16 protein-coding genes are annotated in these 21,280 nt (G+C 41.8%); 2 read left to right on the top strand and 14 right to left on the bottom strand.

All coding sequences use genetic code 11. The features are described 5' to 3' along the window. Positions 1-69 precede the first annotated feature (69 nt). Positions 70-2,385, bottom strand: coding sequence for a cytochrome-c peroxidase (locus tag OCU87_RS10290; protein ID WP_261857055.1), 2,316 nt, complete (start codon positions 2,383-2,385; stop codon positions 70-72). Positions 2,386-3,193: 808 nt separating this feature from the next. Here OCU87_RS10290 and OCU87_RS10285 point away from each other — a divergent pair. Further along, positions 3,194-4,492, top strand: a complete 1,299-nt coding sequence (locus tag OCU87_RS10285; RefSeq protein WP_261857054.1) for a phosphatase PAP2 family protein — start codon at positions 3,194-3,196, stop codon at positions 4,490-4,492. A gap of 171 nt (positions 4,493-4,663) precedes the next feature. On the opposite strand, the gene OCU87_RS10280 is transcribed toward OCU87_RS10285, so the two are convergent. The 10 genes from OCU87_RS10280 to punC form a co-directional block, all read right to left on the bottom strand. After that, positions 4,664-5,896, bottom strand: coding sequence for an L-lactate MFS transporter (locus OCU87_RS10280; RefSeq protein ID WP_261857053.1), 1,233 nt, complete (start codon positions 5,894-5,896; stop codon positions 4,664-4,666). A gap of 345 nt (positions 5,897-6,241) precedes the next feature. Further along, positions 6,242-6,487 carry a YdcH family protein gene (locus OCU87_RS10275; RefSeq protein ID WP_062690501.1) on the bottom strand — a complete coding sequence of 82 codons (246 nt, stop codon included), beginning with the start codon at positions 6,485-6,487 and terminating at the stop codon, positions 6,242-6,244. Positions 6,488-6,736: 249 nt separating this feature from the next. Then, a complete protein-coding gene (gltS, locus tag OCU87_RS10270; RefSeq protein ID WP_261857052.1) occupies positions 6,737-7,960 on the bottom strand; it encodes a sodium/glutamate symporter in 1,224 nt (407 codons plus the stop codon). Between the two features lie 747 nt (positions 7,961-8,707). Then, the gene (locus OCU87_RS10265) at positions 8,708-9,052 is read right to left on the bottom strand and encodes a hypothetical protein (RefSeq protein WP_062690502.1); all 345 of its coding nucleotides are present in this window, start codon (positions 9,050-9,052) and stop codon (positions 8,708-8,710) included. A 76-nt stretch (positions 9,053-9,128) separates the two neighbouring features. Next, a complete protein-coding gene (locus OCU87_RS10260) occupies positions 9,129-12,269 on the bottom strand; it encodes an EAL domain-containing protein (RefSeq protein WP_062690503.1) in 3,141 nt (1,046 codons plus the stop codon). Between the two features lie 362 nt (positions 12,270-12,631). After that, positions 12,632-13,300 carry an arginine ABC transporter permease ArtM gene (gene artM, locus OCU87_RS10255; RefSeq protein ID WP_062690504.1) on the bottom strand — a complete coding sequence of 223 codons (669 nt, stop codon included), beginning with the start codon at positions 13,298-13,300 and terminating at the stop codon, positions 12,632-12,634. Beyond that, a complete protein-coding gene (gene artQ, locus OCU87_RS10250) occupies positions 13,297-13,992 on the bottom strand; it encodes an arginine ABC transporter permease ArtQ (RefSeq protein WP_261857051.1) in 696 nt (231 codons plus the stop codon). Before artQ ends, artM begins: the two co-directional genes overlap by 4 nt. Before the next feature lie 11 nt (positions 13,993-14,003). Beyond that, positions 14,004-14,747: an arginine ABC transporter substrate-binding protein gene (locus OCU87_RS10245; RefSeq protein ID WP_261857050.1), complete on the bottom strand. Its 744-nt coding sequence runs from the start codon at positions 14,745-14,747 to the stop codon at positions 14,004-14,006. Positions 14,748-14,890: 143 nt separating this feature from the next. Then, positions 14,891-15,619, bottom strand: coding sequence for an arginine ABC transporter ATP-binding protein ArtP (artP, locus tag OCU87_RS10240; protein ID WP_062690506.1), 729 nt, complete (start codon positions 15,617-15,619; stop codon positions 14,891-14,893). A gap of 416 nt (positions 15,620-16,035) precedes the next feature. Beyond that, positions 16,036-17,244, bottom strand: a complete 1,209-nt coding sequence (gene punC, locus OCU87_RS10235) for a purine nucleoside transporter PunC (protein WP_261857049.1) — start codon at positions 17,242-17,244, stop codon at positions 16,036-16,038. A 106-nt stretch (positions 17,245-17,350) separates the two neighbouring features. Between punC and punR the strand changes: the two genes are divergently transcribed. Continuing rightward, complete coding sequence (punR, locus tag OCU87_RS10230; RefSeq protein WP_062690508.1) at positions 17,351-18,253, top strand: DNA-binding transcriptional activator PunR; 903 nt, start codon at positions 17,351-17,353, stop codon at positions 18,251-18,253. A 67-nt stretch (positions 18,254-18,320) separates the two neighbouring features. Here the strand turns inward: punR and OCU87_RS10225 are convergent, their stop codons facing one another. From OCU87_RS10225 to OCU87_RS10215, 3 genes are read right to left on the bottom strand one after another with little or no spacing between them, the layout of a single operon-like run. Next, entirely contained in the window at positions 18,321-18,926 is a 606-nt protein-coding gene (locus tag OCU87_RS10225; protein ID WP_062690509.1) for a CDP-alcohol phosphatidyltransferase family protein, read from the bottom strand. Next, positions 18,919-19,584: an ATP-binding cassette domain-containing protein gene (locus OCU87_RS10220; RefSeq protein WP_261857048.1), complete on the bottom strand. Its 666-nt coding sequence runs from the start codon at positions 19,582-19,584 to the stop codon at positions 18,919-18,921. Before OCU87_RS10220 ends, OCU87_RS10225 begins: the two co-directional genes overlap by 8 nt. Then, positions 19,550-21,262: an ABC transporter permease gene (locus OCU87_RS10215; protein WP_390960823.1), complete on the bottom strand. Its 1,713-nt coding sequence runs from the start codon at positions 21,260-21,262 to the stop codon at positions 19,550-19,552. Before OCU87_RS10215 ends, OCU87_RS10220 begins: the two co-directional genes overlap by 35 nt. Between the last annotated feature and the right edge of the window lie 18 nt (positions 21,263-21,280).

The following is a 21,280-nucleotide window of genomic DNA, read 5'->3' as shown; positions in this document are numbered from 1 at the left end:
TCGCTTTTAATGGCTCCTAATATCGCCTCATCGTTTAAGTTACGTCAAAGTGAGGTATGTGTATGCCAACTACCAGTGAGTTTTAACCTGAATAGTCGCAATGTTAGACACATTACCCGCTGTGTCTTTCACACGGTAAGTGATGGTCACATTTTTGTTCTTGTTTGCTTTATAGCTTACAGTACCATCAAGGTGATTGATCACTTTACCTGTCATTGATTTTGGCTTATCAATTATTTCGACGGAGCCAATATCTAGCGGTAGGTCTGATACGTCATTATCGAGTACGTTTATCGTGATAGCCTTATAAAAAGGGCCTTTCGCACTGTCATCTATGGCTTTAGGACCATTGGGCACAGGATCTGTGGTGCTGGCAGTGAGGAAAGGTTCTAACGCTGGTAAACCTTTAGCCGCTCGTCCATCTGCACCAACGGCAGGGATCTCAAGCCAGTCTGTTTCTGCTCGTCCTTCATGGTTTACACTAACTGAATATTCATCACCAATATGGCCGTTGGGTACATACAGTTGAGGGTGATCAAATGGGGCTTGCTCCCAGCGAACACGTTCATCGGTTAAGGCTTTAAGGAAAGCAACAAGGTCGGATATTTGCTGCTCATTTAGTCCTAGTGGTCTGATATCGCGGTCGAGGTTAGAGTCAATATCACCAAACGCAGTCGTATTCGAACCATCAGGTAAATCACGGCTGTTACCGCCACGGTTATAGAACTCTACAACTTGTGTCAATGTAGACATACTGCCGTTGTGCATGTACGGGCCTGTTAATTCGACATTACGTAGTCCCGGCACTTTAAAGGCGCCATCAATTGCGTTTGTTTCACCTTTACCAGCTGGAACACCTGGATCGATGCCAAATCGATCGCTGTCGATATCGAACTCATCGGGTATATGATCGCCATCCAGCCCTTGTTGTAACTGACGAGTAAACGACAGTGGATAACCATGTGGGTCGGTACGACCAAGACCAAGATCTTCTTCGGTTGGACGAACGCCAATGTTGTAAAATCCTGTGTCGTACAGGGCTTTGTTGTTGTCACTCATGATCATTCTGTCGACAAGCTCCCCACGGAAGTTATCAGGAATGATCTCTTGAGCGGCTGCGGTAAACACTAAGCCACCATGGCATCGTACACAAAGGCCTTGGCCAAAGAAGACACCAGCACCTCGTGTTTCAGCAATCGAAAGTGCCTGCGTATCACCATCTAAAAAGCGGTCAAAGCGGGTGTCATCCGAAATGAGCGTACTTTGATAAAGCTGAATAGCGAGTCCCCAGAATAAAGAGAAATTATTCTCAATCTGGCTAAAGCCATTTTTACCCGTCGGACTCATCCAATATTCGCGATTAAACGCTTCCATAATCAAAGTACGATAATTGGTATTCAAGCCTTTTGCTGGATAGGCTGATAACCAGCCCAGCTCACTGTCTTTAGGATCGACTTGTTGCAATGCTAGTGGTGTCGTGTTTAGTAACTTACGTCCAATATGTTGGAATGTTTTTCCGCCACAAGCCATCTCAAATTCGTCTACTGCTGGTCCGACGGCCTGAGACGCAAGGCTGGAGTTTTTGAGGTTAACGGTTTCGTGCTCTAAGCGACCATATTTTAAGTCGAAGCGAAGTACTTTTGCTTCAGTATTTCGTCGTCCAAATGGGTCTACACCGTTAAAGATGTTATTGGCACGTCCATCCCATAAATTACGGAAGTTAAAAACGGCATTAATAACAGTAGGTGTATTACGTGGCTCAACCCGACGGGTATTCATACCGTTTACATGGAATACATCTTCAACATTTTCACACTTTTCATCGAGACCAAAAAAACCGAGAGAAACAAACTCTGTCGGTGTTACCCCTTGTGATGATACGACATCATCGGTTTCGTATAAGATTTCAGAATTACGATTTTTTTCATCGGCCAACCTATAAAGAGGGAAGTCATCAGAGGTAAGTGTGTAGTTAGGGCCGCCGTCTTTGCCAGACCCCATATAAGGGAAACTTGGCATATTGTATTTACGTGCCATGCCATCGCGTTCGTGTAATACGCTTGGGCTTATTTGGTTTTTCACTCGATTATCCGCACCAGCACTGAAGTGGCATGAACCACAACTCTGTCCCTCACTACCAGCTTGCATATCCCAAAATAGTGCCTTACCTAATTTGATGGCCGCTTTTTTATCTTTGACATAACGCTCTATGCCAGGTACTTCAGGTGGCGCAACGCCTTTCAGTGAATTACTGGGGAGGGGGGGGGGCGTCGGTTGCGGATCGGGGTGATGAGATACTTCAGCGTAAGCCAATGGTGCTGTTAAAAGGCTTGAGGAAATTATTGCGCAGAGCAATCGTTTATTTAGATAGTTATTATTTTTCATAGCCATTCCCAAACTTATGTAGAAATTATTATTATGTTTAGCTGTTACCAGCTATTTAAGAATGACTGATTAATTGAGTTTCAGTTATTAATATTGATACCAACTGAATAAAAGGTATAGCATAAGTATTAAGAAGTTTAAGAATCGTATTGAAAATGAAATAGGGTATTAGATTTAATAGCAGGTGTTGTATGAAAATGGTATAGGTGCTTGATATTCGTTAGCGGGTCTTACAAATTATAATAAGTATTAATATTATGATGACTTGTAAATGTGATTATTTTAGGGGTATTTAAATTAGTAGACTGCGAGATGGATGACAGTTAAACGATAAGTGAGACCTGTTAGCAAATTTAAGATCTTCAAGAAAGATTACTACTTTACCTTAACTCTAAAGTAGTAATAAGGTGAAGGTACAAAAGTACGCAAAGAGGAAGATAAAAAGCACGGACTATTGAAAATAATAGTGAGCCTAAAGACGTATTAAAATGTAATGGAACCTGCCATGGTTGTTTAAAAATCAAACAACAACGAAATGATAATCTTGGAGAGAAGCAATATACATCAGGGTTTATATAAATGATCTTGCAAATATACGCTTATTTTACCAGCTCACACTGATATCCACATTATTAAATTAAAGTATGATTGAATGTAAATTTCAGCTTGTCTGCTTATGTTATCTTCTTGTAATATTTCTTTGTTAAATAAAAAACGCATTATTTCCCTTATCGCACTCAGTTAATACAGCGCTCTATGCGTTGAGGGAATTATTTCGATAATAATTACACGTAATATAAAAACTCAAATGAAAAAAACAATTATTTCTTTACTCGTAGGGGCAGCAGTGACGCTTCCTGCTACTTCGCAGGCAATTGCTTCAAACCAAATTAACTCTTCCGTACAGGATGATATTGTCGTCGCTGGTGATGTACTGCAAATTATGGTGCCAGCCGCTGGCTTATTTGCTGCTTGGATGCATGATGATTGGGAAGGTGCAAAGCAAGTGACTTACTCAACAATCGTTAGTGCAACAATTGTTGAGGGGCTTAAAAAATCGACAGAACGCCAGCGCCCTAATGAACTAGGGACCAGTTCTTTCCCTTCAGGACATACTGCCGCAGCTTTCAGTGGCGCTGCGTTTCTACAGTCTCGCTATGGCTCTGCATGGGGTATTCCTGCATATGGCGCTGCTACTTTTGTGGCTTACAGCCGTGTGCATGGTAAACGTCATCATGTCGATGATGTTATGGCATCAGCAGGTATCTCAATTTTAGTTAATCAATATTTTGTCTCACCCTATTTTGATGAAAATATCCAAGTGAGTTCAATGGCTGTTGATGGTGGCGTTGGTGTCAATATACAAATAAACAATGCAGCCTTTAATACGGAACGTACAGAGCGTGGAGCGCAGCCAGTATTGCCAACGCATTATGATAGCCGTTTTGAGTTAGGGCTAGGGGGGAATACGACAGATGGAGGTGCTTTGGTTGCTGGGCAGGCATTTACAGAAGCACCTGAATTCGAGCGAGAATTTAAGCCATTTGTATATATGAACTACCAACATGTGCTGAGTAATAACAATCATGCAGAGATTTATTTAAACAGTACCGATTCTCGTGAACGTGGCGTGATTGCTGCTGATCAAAAGTTAGGAAAAAATAAATATCAGCAAGGGCAAGAAGTGCTGGCTAATTTTCAGCATATTAAGCTAGGTGGTACGGTATATAAAGGTTACCAGCCATTAGATGCATTGCATGTCGACCTTGGTTTGGGCATCTACTATCACTTGTTATCACTTCAAATGGATGATGATAAGAACGGTGGTAATTACGCGAAAGAAGATAGTTGGCGCTTAATGCCAAACCTGGCGATGAAACTTGACTATGAGATAACAGATAGTTTGTCGTTGGTTGCGAAAGGGCAGTACCAAAAGTGGTCGACAGATAGTTATATTGAAGCTGAAGGCGGGGTGAATTATAAGTTGAATAACCAGTGGGACATGGGCATTAAATATGTTTATGCCGACTCAAGCTTTAGTAATAGTGCGTTCAATGCTGTATATGATAGCCAAGCTTTTGCGCTGACGTTTGCTAATCGTTTCTAATAATACCAACCCAAATTGGTATAAATAATCATTGGTTTAAGTAGCGATAAAAAAGCCCAAATACTGAAGAGTATCTGGGCTTTAATTTTTTACTGGATTGCTATGCAGTCACACAACCAAGTTATTAAATAGCTTATGTAATCAAATAACTCTGCAATCACAGCAGGAGTATTACGCGTTCGCTAGTTTCTTCTCTAGCGCTTCAGCATCTACAGGCTTAGTGATGAATGATAGGAAGATAGCAACACCTACCATTGCAGCACAGATAGTGTATGCCATTGTGTAAGTACCTGTGGTATCTACTGCAACAGCAGCAAGTACAGGACCGATGAAACCACTGATACCCCAAGCAGTGTAAAGTACACCGTAGTTAGCACCGTAGTTCTTAAGGCCGTAGAAATCAGCAATGATAGATGGGAATACCGCTAGAAGGGTACCGTAACCAACACCCGCTACTGCTGCACCAATCATTAGTGTGAAATCACTTTGGAAAGTAGCGAACATAACCATGTTGATACCTTGCATGATAAAAGCAAGCATCAGTGTTTTAACACCGCCAATTTTATCAGACAGGATGCCAGCTGCAATTCGGCCACCAGAGTTGAAGATTGCAAGAATAACAACAAGGTAAGCGGCATCTGCAATATCAGCTTGTAGTGATGCGATAGACGTAATGTTACCGATGACCATAAGACCAGCAGAAGACGCTAACGCGAACATGAACCATAGAGAGTAAAACTGTGGTGTTTTAAGCATGCCACGCCAGTTGATATCTACAGGCTTGCTTGCTTTCGCTGCATCGCCAGTAAGACCCGCTGGAAGTTCTGGTGTGTAATCCGCTGGTGGGTTGTTAATAGTAAATGCAAGTGGCACTGCAATAACAAGAACTGCACAACCTAGGATAAGGAAGCTCGTGTTAATACCGTACTGTGCGATCAGTGCTGATGTTAATGGTGCAAGGTAAACAGCGGCTAGACCGAAACCAGCGGCGATAAGACCATTCACAAGGCCTTTCTTAGAAGGGTGGAACCACTTCATAGCTGCAGGGCTTAAACATGCGTAGCCAAAGCCGATACCACAGCCTGTTAGTACGCCAAAAGTGAGTACTAGCATTAGAGGAGTAGTCGCAAAGCTTGACGCAATCATACCAAGGCCAACCATTACAGCACCCATGATAAGAACGCGGCGTGGACCCATGCGATCTTGCAAGATACCAGCAACCAGAAGAGAAAGAGCAAAAGTAATGATGGCTACTGTATAAGGCATTGATGCGTCAGCATTTGACCAACCTAAATCTACAACCAATGCTTTTTTGAATACACTCCATGCGTATAGGATACCCATACACAAGTTGATGCATAATCCAGCAACTAGGATTTGCATAGCTCTATCAAACTTTTTCATTCTTACTCTCAATACGCGCAATGGACACCATTAACATGGCTATCCAAAACAGTTCTAAAAAAATTAAACATTTTCAACAAAAGTTGAATATCTCGTTTTAAGCGCGCGGATTCTATCAATAAAAGATGGTGAAAAGTGTCAGATACATACAATGTTACAATTGTAATATTATCTTCATTGAGAGGGCTTTTAGGTGCTATCGAAAAAAAGCCAGCTACAGTAGGTGGTTAGCTGGCAGGTTTGACTCGAGTGTGTAGTTTAAGCATGTTTTGTCAAAATATAATGTTACAACTAAAGCAAAATTACTTGCAGCTGAATAGGCTTTCTCTAGCAGTTAGTAGAGTGCTACTTATCTGTCTGCCCTATGATCTCGAAGATTTTATCTTTTAAATGTGCTCTTTCTAACTTCATTTGGCTAAAGCTAGTATCACCAATGGGAAGGCTTTGGTTTTCTAATCCTCGTATTGCATGGTCTAATTTATGATACCGATCAGCCATCGACTTGAAATTTGCGTTAGCCATTTTAAGTTGGTGTATGGTGTTTTGATGCTCAGGGAACTCGATCGCAAGAGAGTGATTTTCATCTAACATTGTCGCTACTCCGTCAAACATATTATCGGAAGGATTACTGTGTTTATTATTGAAGTTGCTGTGTTTCTACGCACCCCATGTGAACATGTTAAGCATAGCTGTAAATAGGGCAATTGGTAGTAAAGAGAGACGTGACAAAGGTTGTCGCGTCGTGCGAGGAAAGTCTTTGCGGGGATACCAGCGGAGATATAAAAAAGCGCGTCTTATATAAAAGACGCGCTTTTTGAACAATTGCTACAGGGTTAAATGCTATTGGATAAAGCTAATGTAACCTTGCAGAACAATCAGGTTTGCAATATCAATAAAGAATGCGCCAACAATAGGTACAACCATAAAGGCCTGTGGTGAAGGACCATTACGAGAGACTAATGATCCCATGTTCATCACGGCCGTAGGTGTTGCGCCCATACCAAAACCACAGTGGCCGCCAGCAATGATTGCTGCATCGTAGGTAGAGCCCATAACTCGGAACGTCACAAAGTAGGCGAAGAGCCCTAGAACTAGCGTCTGAACCGTTAAAATGATAAGCATTGGTAACGCTAGATCCATCAGTTCCCATAGCTGCAGGCTCATAAGGGCCATAGCAAGGAATAGAGAGAGCGAAATTGTGCCTAAAGCATCGACGGTTTCGCTGTTTACTTTGTAGACTTTTGTTCCTTCACAAACGTTGGTGATAAACACACCAATAAAGAGGGCGTAAACAAAATCAGGAATACGCAACCAGTTAATACCAAAGCTATCGACTAGATCTTTGACATGTGAAGCACCAGCCACACAGATCAGTAAGATAAAGAGCACTTCAATCGTATTTTTCGATGTAATGCGGTCTTCTTCTTTGTCGCTGTAAGTTACAAGGTCTGGGTGTTCAATATGGTGCTTTTGACCATCGCCAAATGATGACTTCAAGTTGAATTTATTGATAAGGCGTTGTGCCATCGGCCCACCAATAATACCACCCATGATTAAACCGAATGTAGCCGATGCCATAGACAGTTCTAAGGTGTGTAGACCATATTCACTTGCAAATGTTTGTGACCAAGCAGCACCTGTACCGTGACCACCAGATAAAGTAATTGAGCCAACAATTAGGCCTAGTAATGGGTCTAAGCCTAAAAGTGAACTTAAACCAACACCCACGCCATTTTGGATAATGATGAATGCAGTTGCTAATCCAAGAAACAAAAATACGCGTGAACCGCCTTGAGCAAGTAATTTGAAGCTTGCTGCTAAGCCAACGGTTGCAAAGAACATCTGCATTAATGTGTCTTTTAAAGGAACGTTAAAAGCGATATCGACACCTTGTGCATGCATAATAGCAACGAAGATAGCAACGATTAAGCCACCTACGATTGGTTCCGGAATATTATACCTGCGTAGAACCTTTACTTTGCTATTTATAAAGTAGCCGAGAAAAAGCACGATAATCGCAATGAGCATTGATTCAAGCTCATTTATTTGAATAAGTGAGTTCATAATGTTTTCTTTTTCATACTTTTCTTAAGGGCTAATTTTAACGGCAAAAAGTGAGCCTGCCTATCTTGTCTATTAGTCATTAATAGTGTAGCAGTCATCGTGTTTATGTAAAAAAATGCAGTAAAGTTGCAGCGATTTATTCACTATTCTCTTTTTTCTTTAAGGTTAAGGTCTTGCAAGATCAATTATCTATATAAGAATAAGCCCGTAGTTGCCTATCAGGCGAAGTGTGTTTCTGAATGTATAAGGTTGATAATTAATCATATATGTTATCCTTTATATATCAATGATTTATGCTCAGGTGGTGTCGGGGAGCTAAATCCATATATTATTTTATCGATAATTTATTAACCTGTACTTCAGTTAATTAATCCCGACGTTAATAAATTTATCTTAATTGTAACAAATGCAACAAAGATGAATCATGAGTGAATATAAAAAACAACGTTTCATTTGTTTTTTATTTGATATTTTTTTTAACTATTTCTATTCGGCTGTTTTATGGGTTTAAAAGGAGAGTTAAATAGTTTGTTTTATGAGCAAATCTATTTAATGAATAAATTTCATCGTGAGTGTTGAAGCATAAAATATGCCCCTAATTGAGCGTGGCAAACGTTTGCGCGGGTGTGGTGGTGAATGTAGCAATTGAAGAATAATAAACATAGAAAGAAAAAGATGGATAGATATAAAAAAACCACGCGAACGTGGTCTTTAAGGTGGAAATACAGTAAAGCAGTAAATATTGCGCTAACTACGCTTTTTTAAGTGGAGTTCTTTGCGAAGCTGCTTGATGTAGGCAATACGATCTGTGTTTACGGGTTTAGGCTGAACACGTAGTTGTGCAATAGCCTGAGCTTCATCCTGAGTAACACAGCGACCATTTACTCGATAGTGATCTTCTTTCGTTTCAATAGATGAGCGGGTAAATGCATCTTCTTGAGATTTTGCTAGCGCTTCTCGCGCGATACTTTGGCTAGTTGCGTCCGCAACGACCTGTTGTTGACGAAAAGCAGCGCGGTTAGAAGAGGGGGCTGCTGTGCCTTTTTGGTCACGCTGCTTAATGAAGTCATCTAAATAATCGCTAAAGCTCATAGGTATTCCAGAATGTCTGTTAATCGTTGACACTTTTATCTTAATCGTTTTTTGACTTAACCTCTAGGTTATGTCGCTAACTAATGCTGCTATCTTCCATTTGAGAAACATTTAGCCATGTTCGTTCAAAATCGGCTAGCGGCATAGGCTTACCAAAATAGAAGCCTTGGAATTCTTCTACACCTATGGTTTCCAAAAATTTTACCTGGTCAATGTTTTCAACGCCTTCAGCAACCACTTCAATGTTGAGGTTATGGGCCAGCTCGATGATGGATCGTGTGATTGTGATGCTGTCTTTATTCATAGGCAGCTCTTTTACAAACTCACGGTCGACTTTAAGGATATGTATTGGGAAGCGGCTGAGATAAGCAAGTGACGAATACCCTGTACCAAAATCATCAATCGCTATACGTAATCCTAATGCTTGAAGCTTTACCAGTTTATCAAAGGCGGAGCGTACATCTGACATAACGACGCTTTCTGTTATTTCCATCTCTAAATAGTGAGGGTCGCAGCCAGATTCGGTGATGGCTTTATGCATCGTATCGACAATATTAGAGTTTAATAGTTGGCGTGCTGAAATATTTAAAGCGTAGTTAAAGTAATGACCGTTATCTTGCCACTTCTTTAGTTGCATACAGGATTCGTAGATAAGTTGCTCGCCGACATCAATGATCAAACCGGAGCTTTCTAGAATTGGGATCACTTCATTTGGCGGCTGAACTTTCCCAGAATCGTCGGTCCAGCGTAATAATGCTTCAATACCACATAGTTCATGGCTGCCAGCTAATACCTTTGGTTGATAGAACAGGGTATAGCGAGAAGTCCCAAGCGTTCTGCGTAACTCACTTTCGAGATTCAGTAGTTTGTTGCTATCAACGGCCATTTGTTGGGTAAAGAACTTCGCTTGATTACGGCCATCGTGCTTTGCACGCGACAAAGCTATATCTGCACGTTTAATTAGATTATCGTGAGTTTTGGCATCTTCAGGGTATAGCGCAATACCAATACTGGCACTTAACCATAGTTCTTGGCTGTTTATTGAAATTAAACTGCTAATCGTGCTTAAAAGTCGGCTTGCCAGTTGGGCTATATTTTCAGGTGTGACTTGTGACTTGATTAGGATAGAGAACTCATCGCCATCTAAGCGAGCCAGTATGTCGTTGTCTCGCAATGCACTTCGAATCCGTTTTGCCACAATAATTAGCACTTGATCACTTAAATCATACCCCAGCGAATCATTAACCTGCTTAAACAAATCGAGGTCAATGTTAATAAGCGCAAGTGGCTCATCTGTAATACGGGCTTGTTGCTCCGCACTTTCTAATTGTTGGTAGAAAAGCGTGCGGTTTGGCAAGCTTGTAAGAGCATCATAATGAGCAAGTTTATGAAGCTGGCTTTCAAAAAGTACACGTTCTGTAATATCTTTACCTGTTGATATGTAATGGCTGATTTTTCCCCTTTCATTACGAATCGGAGAGATGGTTTTCTCTTCATATAGTGTTGTTTCGCCATGTTCTCTAGACACTACGCGGTGAACGGTTTGACCTGTTTTAAGCTGGCTTTGAATACTACGAACATCATAGAGTGAATCTAAGGCACTCTTAAGTAGTGGTTCCGATTGTGAGCCAATTAATTCTTTTGCTCGCATGCCTGAAAGCTCTTCAAACGAATGATTAACGTATTCAATAATACCGCGGCAATCGGTTATCAATACTGTGTCGTCACTCTGTTCAAGTGCTCGTGATAAGCTTTTAAGTTTCAATTCGCGTTTAACCCAGGAAGTCACATCACGGATAGTCAGCAAAATCTCCCTACTATTACTGTATTGGGTTTCTACGCCGATGATTTCGAGGTGTTGTTTTCTGGTTGCAGAGAGCTTTAATTGTGATTTCACTGGCGCTTGGCTGCCCATGCCTGCTGATTGCTTGATTTTATTAATTAAGCTCGTGACTTGTTTTTGGGCTTTAACACCTAGCTCAAGGCTACTGATTGGCTTACCAACGACATCTTCACTGGCGACTTGAAGCATCTGAGCGGCTGCGGGGTTAATTTTGGTAATATGTTGCTCGTAATCAAGGGTGATCAGGCCATTGGGTGTATTTCTGACGAGGGTTTCATATTGGTGGGCCTGATCCTCAGATCGTTGTTTTAATTCTGTCTCTTGTTGCAAGCGGCGGGCGAGGTGCCAAGCCATGACGAGACACCCTGATAATAAAGCAACAATTAAAAAACCTGTGAGTGCAAACTTGATGATTCGATCCGGTGTGAAGGAAATCATAGTCACAGCTTGGTTAATATTTACTTTTGAAATGAGCGTCCAAGGTAAATCCGTCCCGCCGAAAGGTAAGGTGTAAAGACCATCCTGATTGTTAGTGTCATTAGAGAAAAATCGAGAATAAGTATAGAGGTAGTCCCCTACAATAATCTGCCCCTGCCTATGGGCTAAAATCCCTTTCCACAGTGCAGGATATTGAGCATTGAAGTCGTGTTCATTGGCGACTTGATCCATAAAGAGCCATGAAGATGATTCATCAGGGCCTAGTAACCAGTTGCCATCACCATTGACTAACCAACGTTCACTGTTTTTCCAACTGTATTCTTTTTGTAAGTGCGATAAATAGGTAAAGCCAAGGTAGTTAAGAGAAACCAGCCAATCATTACCATTGATAGATATACGAGTGATGAAACGTAGTGTGGGCTTTTTGGGGGACTCAATGATTCCGTTCTCTACGTTTAGGTCAAACTGAGAGGTATATAAACTATCTGGTGGCGACTGGAGTGCTTTCTGAACGTAAGGCCGCTCACTTTTATCTTGTAATTCTGATGCGGGTAAAACATATGCTTGTCCGTCAGCGTTATTGACGCGAATAACTTCGTTGCCTTGGCTGTCTAGAAGGCGGACTTGGTCGTAAAAGCTCCGGGTAGTGATAATATGTTTGAAATCATTGGTAATGATTTGTTGTTCATCTACAGATAACTTTTTCTTGATATTGAGTTCTTTCACTTTAAGCGCAAGCAGCTGTAAATCATCGACAATTGGACTGAAGTGCAACTGCGTCATTTGCATGGAAGACTGCTGCCGACCTAATTCTCGATCTTTTATCCCTTGCTTAAGCTGCTTTATATCTTCGTTGTAAATATAAAGAGTGATTGTTGTGGTAACAACAATCAAGGGTAATAAAATAGCTAAAAATCGAAATAATACTGCTTTCATTTATCTTCCATGATAATTAGATCTGGCTAGTTTCAGTATATACATTCGGTGATATTAGTTTCATATTACATTGTTTTTATATGCATTTATGTGAAGTTGGTAATCATTATTATCCTCACTAGGTATTTCACATTGACTATTGGCTGAGATAATTGAGGATTGAATTAACATTATGAAAGTTATCAATAAATTGTAGGGCACTGCCATTGTTTAATGTTAGCTGATACAAAGTAGGTGAGGTCTGTAAGTATAAAACGAGGTAGGTTGTCTATTCTCGAGGAGAATTACTAAGCACCGAGGGTACGATGCTTAGTGATGAATCGAGGGTATGAGGCTGTAAAGTAAGAGTAAACTATTAATTATTAGGCTGCTTCAAATGCTAATGCCCGTTTTTCTACCTGTCGAAAAACCAAAGTAAGCACACCATTTACCGCCAAATAGAAAGCACCAGCAAAACCAAACACGGTTAGTGTATCGTAGGTTTGTGCGTTTATACGCTGGGCATAGCCCATCAAATCCATGATTGTGATGGTGCTAGCCAACGATGTTCCTTTAAAAACAAGTATCACCTCGTTGGAATAAGCTGGAATGGCCCGACGTATGGCATATGGCAATAACACGCCTAAGGTCGCTACTTTTTCCATACCAAGCGCTTTACAAGCTTCCCATTGTCCATGAGGAATTGCTTTAAAGGCGCCATGGAAAAGTTGAGTGCTATAAGCTGCGGTGTTTAATGCTAGCGCTAACATGGCACAAAACCATGGCTGACTTAACCAGTGCCATGCAATACTTTCACGAATAGCATCAAATTGCCCTGGACCATAATAGATCAAAAATATTTGCACCAATAAAGGTGTGCCTGTGAATAGGGTAATAATACCGCGGCTTAGCCAATGCACTATGGGTGTTCTTGCTATCAAGGTAACGGTCATGAGTAGTGCTAACAAGCAACCCACAATTAACGAAACGGCTGTTAGCTCTAGACTGGTCAATAACCCATCTGTGAGTTGCCACATGTGCTGTTCATTCATGCTTTAACTCCTTGTGAAAAGCCTTGCGCACTAAATTTATTGTCTAGCTGTTTAACGACACGTTGTGTAATTAACGTGATAATAAGGTAGATAGCCGCAGCGGCTGCGTACCAAGTAAAACTTTCGTGTGTTGCCGCTGAAGTTAATTGTGCTTGCTTCAACAGATCGGTCACGCCGATTAAAGAAACCAGTGCTGTATCTTTGAGTAAGACTAACCATTGGTTCGTTAACCCAGGCAGTGCATGGCGTATTGCTTGAGGTAATATAATACGAACAAAACCATGAAGCGGATGGATACCTAGCGCACGATAAGCTTCGCGTTGGCCAGCAGGAACTGCTTTTAACGCTCCCCGTAATGTTTGCGATGCGTACGCAGCAAAGATAAGGGAAAGTGCAATAACACCAGAAAGAAATGGGCTAATTTCAACGTACTGATCTGTTAGTAAAAATAATATCTGGGTCGAACCAAAAAAGATAAACAAGACGACTAACAATTCAGGCAAGCCGCGCAATATCGTTACCAAGGCAGTTACTGGCCAAGCGATAAAGCGGTGGCGAGACATTTCACCACCTGCAAACATGACTGCTAATACCAAGCCGACGAGTACGCTAACCAACGAAAGTTTAATGGTTACCCAGCCAGCTGAAAGCAGGGCAGCGCTATATCCCGTGAGAAATTCAGGTACTAACATATCTACACCTATTACTTAGCGAAGTATTTATCAAAAATGGCTTGGTATTGGCCGTTGTTTTTCATGGTTTTCAGGGCTTGGTTTAATTGAGTCACAAGTGCTTGGTTGTCTTTGTTTATCGCGATACCAAAGCCATTACCAAAGTATTTAGCGTTTGTTACTGGCTGACCAACAAAGGCCAGCTTGTCGTTTTTCTCAAACCACTCTGCAACCACTGCAGTATCACCAAATATCGAATCAATACGGCCGTTTTGCATATCAATGAAGGCATCTTGGTAACTCGCGTATGGTACTGCAGTCACACCAGACATTTTATCGATTAAATAACTTTGGTGTGTCGAACCATTTTGCACCCCAATACGTTTACCTTCTAAGGCTGCTTGGTCTGCAACTTTGCCTTTTAATGCGACAAAAGCAGCTGCGTTGTCGTAATAAGCATCGGTGAAGCTCACTTGCTGCTGGCGTTGATCTGTTATATCAATACCTGAAATAGCAGCATCGTAGCGACGGAATTTTAACGCAGGAATAAGACTGTCGAATGGTTGATTGTGGAAGCTGCACTTGACGTCGATTTCTTTACAAAGTGCATTCGCCAAATCAACATCGAAACCTTGAATTTCATTATTTGCATCAACGTATTCAAAAGGAGCGTACGTCGCCTCCATAACGAATTTGATTTCTTGTTGCGCCGCTGCTTGTGCAGAAGACAAGCCCAGACCCAGGCCAATAAGAGAAGCAAGTACAATCTTTTTCATGATAAAACTCCGTGTGTTAGCGTAAGCCTGCCCTTATTTTGAATAAACTGGCAGGCTTTATTATTCATTTTGCTTCGTTATTCACTTTGTTATGCCAATAAGTGTGAGTAACAGCATTGGGTATACATGTCTTTTTACGGGAACTAATGTGATAAATACGCAGTAAACTCTGGCGTCTCAGGCGTGGTAAATACCTGATGAGTGCCGTACTCAACAATCTTGCCTTGCTCAAGGTAAAGCACGTGGCTGGCGACTTTTTTCGCAAAGTCGACTTCATGCGTAACGATAACTTGTGTAATACCCGTTTGGCTGAGTGTCTTTATAATATTGACTACTTGGTTGGTGATCTCTGGGTCTAGTGCTGCCGTTGGTTCATCAAATAATAAAACATCGGGTTTCATCATAAGTGCACGGGCAATAGCCACACGTTGTTGCTGGCCACCCGAAAGCTGTAGTGGCCAATTATCTGCTTTATCAGCAAGTTGTAACATGGTTAAGATTTCTAGAGCCTGTTGTTTAGCTTGCTCTTTACCTATTTTTGCAACTTTAATTGGTGCTTCAATTAGGTTTTGCAGCACTGTCATATGCGGCCACAAATTATATTGCTGAAATACCATGCCGACTTTTTTGCGTAGTGCGGAGCTGGCTTTTTCTTCAATTGTGTTGCTGAAATTGAATTGGCAGCCTGCGACAGTCATCTCGCCGATTGTTGCTGTTTCTAGTAAATTCAGCACTCGCAGTAACGAGCTTTTACCTGCGCCACTTGGGCCTAGTAAAACAAGCGTGTCACCAGCGTCGCAGCTGAAACTGACATCATGCAACACTTGCGTATCGCCGTAATGTTTATCGATGTTGCTAACTTGAATACTCATGCTTAAATACTGAATTAATCATCACTTGTTGGTTATACTACTTATGTGGAATTATTATGCAAGAAAAATGTATAAAAAATCCATTTTGTTGCATTTTTGTTTGTTTTTTGTGCTTTTTATAGGTAAAGGTACTGAATGCTAATTGATGGGGGACTAGATAGGTCAGAGAAAAGTGAGGAAAATAGCCTGTAGAACCCTAGAGGCGACTGAGCTTGATTTTAACCTGTTTGAGTTTAATTACTTGATAGGTAGAGAGTGAATAAAGAAGTCGTGCACGAGAAGGTAAATAACGAAGTGAAGTTATATTTAAAAGTAAGAAAAGAGTTTAGAGCAGAGGGTTCTAACGAGGTTATGACGAAGATAAAAAAGGCCACCCGAAGGTAGCCTTATTGGATTGTTATGCCAGAAACTTAACGTTATGCAGTTTGCTCATTAAGTACTGTTTGGCGACGCGCTTTAACAACAATGGCAAAGCCAATGATTGAAAGGAAGCCCGCGACAAACATAGCCGTTGTTACGGTTAATAGGCCGTGCATAGCGAATGCAGACACGATACCGCTTGCTGCAAAACAAATCATAGTTTGTAGGAAGTTCAAAAGACCAGCCGCAGTTGCGCTACAGTTTTTGAAGTCTTCTAATGCTTGGCTAACAACGATTGGATAAATCGCACCATTGGCAACGGCTAAGAAGCAGAATGGAATCAGGATAGGCCAGATTGTTGTCGGTTCAGTGTTGGTAGAGATTAAGAACATCACAAGCACACTTGCGAAGAATAGCTTAACCAACCAAGGTAGAATTTGATTACCTTCAAAACGCGCTAGCAGAGCACGGCAACCGTAGCCACCAATGATGAAGCCCACAGTTTGTGGTGCATAGCTTAAACCGATATCTGCGCCGGAATAACCCATTGCTGACATAACAAACGGTGAACCTGTTAAGTAAGCGAAAAACGCAGCAGAACAGGCAGCAAAGATAACCATGTTACCAACGAATTTTTTTGAACTTAAGATTTGTTGGTAATCTCGTTTCAATTGAACCAGCACTTTCTCTTGTTTTTTATCAACAGGAGCACTTTCTGTTTCTTTAAGCGTCATAACTGCTAATACTGCACCAAAAGCAACCAGTGCAATGAAAATGCTACGCCAGCCTAGTTGGTGCTCAAGGAGTGCACCTGCTAGCGGCGCAAGTGCAGGTGATAGCGCAACTAAAGGCATGATGGTCGCAAAAACACGCTCAGATACTTTGCCTTCGTAACGGTCAATAACCACTGCTTGCCAGATTACAGTTGCACTACATGCACCTAAAGCTTGTAGGAAACGAGTAAATAGAAGTATTTCAACGTTTGGCGCCATCGCACAAAGGGCAGAAGCAATACTGAATAGCGTCATGCCACCAAGAAGAACTTTAATACGACCAATGCGATCAGAAAGTGGTCCGTAAACCAATTGACCTAGTGCCATACCTAGTAGGAAAACACTTAAAGTAAGACCGATAAGCGATTGAGAAGTCTCGAAATCAGTTCGGATTACTTCAAAAGCAGGTAGGTACATATCTGTTGCTAGGAAACCTAGCATGCTTAAGCAAGCAAACCACACTAAAGTAAGATTAGAAGGTTGTTTATTCATGTTAATTGACCGAGTTTCATTATTTTATTGCCGCTATGATAAATCTGGTAGTTACAGCTGTGAAACGTTAATATTTCACTATTGCTTTCAAAAAAATTGATTTGATATGTTTTCGTACAATGATCTGCAAGTTATTGATGTGGTTGCGCGTAGAGGAAGCTTTTCTGCCGCAGCGGAAGAGATGCATAAAGTACCGAGTGCGATCAGTTATACCGTTCGGTTAATAGAAGAGCGATTAGCTGTCGAATTATTTGTTAGGTTACACCGTAAGGTAGAATTAACCCCTGCTGGGCATTATTTTGTTGAGCAGGCGAGGGATCTATTAAAACAGATGGATAGCATTCGTTTGCAAACACAGCGTGTAGCAAATGGTTGGTCGCAAAATGTTTCAGTTGCGTTGGATACTGTGGTGCGTGAAAGTCGCGTAAATACCTTGGTTCGGGATTTTTATAAAGCGTTTCCTGATGTGGAACTGCACTTAACCATGGAGGTATTTAACGGCGTCTGGGATGCCTTGGCTGATGGGCGTGCGGATATAGCCATTGGCGCAACAGCCGCTATTCCTGTTGGTGGCAATTTTGATTATCGTGACATGGGTATACTGACGTGGAAATTTGTCGTTGCGCCTAATCATCCGTTGGTGAATGTCCAAGCGCCTTTAGGGGATAAAGACTTAGCGCAATACCCAGCAGTTTGCCTTGAAGATACAGCGCGTACCTTACCTAAACGTACGACCTGGTTGGTTGATAATCAGCGCCGTATTATGGTGCCTAATTGGCATAGTGCCTTACAGTGTATTAAATCTGGCTTAGGGATCTCTGTTGTACCAACGCACATGGCGATCCCTCGGATTGAACAAGGGGAGTTGGTTGAGTGTCAGTTAGAAAAAAAACCGTTTGATAGCCCATGTTGTTTGGCATGGAATAAAGAGAGTAAAAACCCAGCAGTCGATTGGCTTTTACAATATTTAGGTGATAGTGAGCAGTTGCATCAAGAATGGATGCGATGATTGACCAAAATATAGAGTTAAGGTGGCGAATGCGCCACCTTTAAATGAGCATATGAAACGAATGGTTTTATTTTAATGTTTGGTAACCAGCCCAAATACGTGTGGTGGTTGTTATCCAACACAAAGTGCCAAAAATCCAAGCAATGAGAGCAAAGTGCTGAGGCAGTAAACAAAACAGGACGAAGCAACCAATGGTTTCTGTCCCTTCGGTTAATCCACCGATGTAGTAAAGCGACTTTTGTTTATATACTGGGCTCTCAATATTACGTTTACTCGCCATGATGGCAAAAGCAAGAAAACTGGAACCTGTACCAATAAATGAAAAAATCAAGAATGCACCAGCGATGGCGTTGGCTTCTGGGTTTGCGATAACAAAACCAAATGGCACCATGGAATAAAATAGAAAATCGAGTGTAATGTCCAGAAATCCGCCGCAGTCGGTAATACCTTGGCGGCGAGCGATTGCGCCATCTAAACCATCAAAAAGTCGATTAATAACAATAAAGCACAAAGCCAAGGTGTATTGCTGAAACGCTAAGGCAGGTAATGCACATAAGCCAATAACAAAGCCTGTAACGGTTACTTGGTTTGCGGTAATACCGAGTTTATCAGGCAAAGCGGATAAGGTTTTTAATGGCCAGCGAATAATTTTAATGGCGTATTGATCAAGCATGCGTTACTCCTTGAGTCCATGGCCATTCAAGAACAGCACCACCGTACGGGATGTCATCCACATCATGACTGACCATTACTGCGGGTATGTTACTTCGCTGTATTTGTTGAAAAACGAAGGCGCGAAATGTCTCTCGTAGCGCTTTATCAAGTTTACTGAAAGGTTCGTCCAGTAGCAGGGCCTGAGGCTCTGAAAGTAGGGTACGCATTAGGCTGATGCGTGCACGTTGACCACCAGAAATTTCTGATGGCATCTTCTCGGCAAGTTCAACTAAATCAATATCAACTAAGGTGGCAAATGCCCGTGCTTTTCGTGTTGAGTATCGAATATTTTGGGGCAAACCAAACGCCAAGTTTTCCCAAACAGTCAGGTGCGGGAAAAGAAGGTCATCTTGAAAAAGAATACCAACTCGGCGTTCGTTAGGTTCAAGATCAAGAATACTGCTGTTATTAAGGGTGATATCACCGGACAAAGAAAATGCGGAGACTAAATGGCCAGCAATTGCACTTAATAGTGTCGATTTTCCACAGCCACTTGGGCCCATAATTGTCAGAATCTCACCTTTATCAATACTAAAGCTTAATGCGTTAACTAATACGGCTGAATCTGCCGATGCGAAAGTGTTACTTATAGTTAGGTTTTCCACAGATAAACTCATCCGTGCTTGTACTCCGTTTCGTGTTTGATTGTGGGCGAACACCACTATGGTTGCTAGCAAAAAGGGCTAGCGAAAAGAAAATGAAAGGCAATAAACCCTGCAAAATACCGTATATTGCACTTACTCGTCGATCTTGCCCGCTAGCAAGCGCAACGGCTTCCGTTGTTATTGTTGTTACGCGACCGGCACCTAACATTTGCGTAGGCAGATATTGAGTAAGGCTGACACTTAAGCCGATTGCAACGGCAATCCAAAGGCTGGGCTGAAGTAAAACCCGCTTCACTTTCCACCATGCTTGCCAGTGTGTGCAGCCAAGGCTACGGGCTGATTGATACAAACGAACATCAAAACTACGCCATGGGCCATCTAACGCTAAATAGAGATAGGGAAACACAAAGAGGATATGGCTCCAGCAAACCCATAACCAATAATGCTGTCCTGGAATAAAGTGCGTGGTGACTTGTAAGCCAAAAAGTAATGATAATTGCGGGATTACCATAGGGATCGCAATAAGCCAAAACGGGATGCTGCGTTGGTGTCTGTCTCTGTATTCTAGACAGCCAATGGTTAATATAAGGGCAATAGCAGTACTGATGACAGCCAGTACAAGGCTATTGAATGATAATTCCCACAGTGTTGGTAGCTCTTGCAGCCAGAAGCGATCACTCAAACGGCTTGGCAACATATCGGGGAATCGCCAGCGTTGAGCAAAAGACCACATAATTAGAATTGGAATAATGCACAGTGGAATAATCACTAAAGGTAAATAACCCGTGTTACCTATCAATTGGCGAACTTTCGCCCCACTAATTTGCCATCGACGCCAGTATTGTAATACTAACCATTCCCCAAAACGTGCAGTAGCCAAAGTGATCAAGGCAAGTATTAATAGACATAATGCCCCTGCGGCTGCACGTGGAAGTAAAGAAAGATCGGGTTCATTAAACCATTGCCAAATTAAGACCGAAAATGTGGGTGGACGGGTAGGACCAATAATAAGTGCTACATCGACGACAGATAACCCAAACGCTAATACGGCATAAAACGGTAAGCGCATTTTGGGTAGCCATTGCGGCAAAATAACTTTCAGCCAAATATCGGCACGGTTATAGCCAAGCCCAGATGCTGAAGCATACAGTCGGTCAATATTGAGTTGCTTTAATACCGAGACGCTCATCAGCACCAAAAATGGGGTCTCTTTTATTGCTAACGCTAGGGTTAGACCGATGCCATAGGGATCTTGAGTTAACGATGGTGCGTTATGAGTTGTGAAACCAAGCCCTTCGATTACTCGGTAAATCCAACCTGTCGGCGAGAAAAGAAAGGCAAAGCCAATCGCAAAAGCAACATGAGGCATCGCTAGCATAGGCGAGAGCATGCGCTCAATTCTCTGCCAGCTTTGTTTGTGCCAATTAGCTTGAAGAATAAAGAAGGTGAGCGCCAAAGCAATTAGGCTACTGGTGATACCCGTAAAGAGTGATAACTGAATGGATTGTGATACACCCGGCCACGAAAGCACTTGATGAAATCCGCTCAGATTAACGGCATCAAGCCCTATAAACTGATTAGCTCCAGCGACAGGTAGCCAAGAGAAAGCCGGAAGTAATATCCCTGCCATGCCCGGAAGAAGCGGTAAGATGCACAGTAAGATGGCACTTAAAAACAACACGTGGATCAACATCTAGTCTAACTGTCC

Origin of the sequence: Photobacterium sanguinicancri (genome assembly GCF_024346675.1) — a bacterium.
GTDB classification, from domain to species: Bacteria; Pseudomonadota; Gammaproteobacteria; order Enterobacterales; family Vibrionaceae; genus Photobacterium; species Photobacterium sanguinicancri.
Note: the sequence above shows the minus strand (reverse complement) of the source record. Positions and strands in the feature narration are given on the sequence as shown.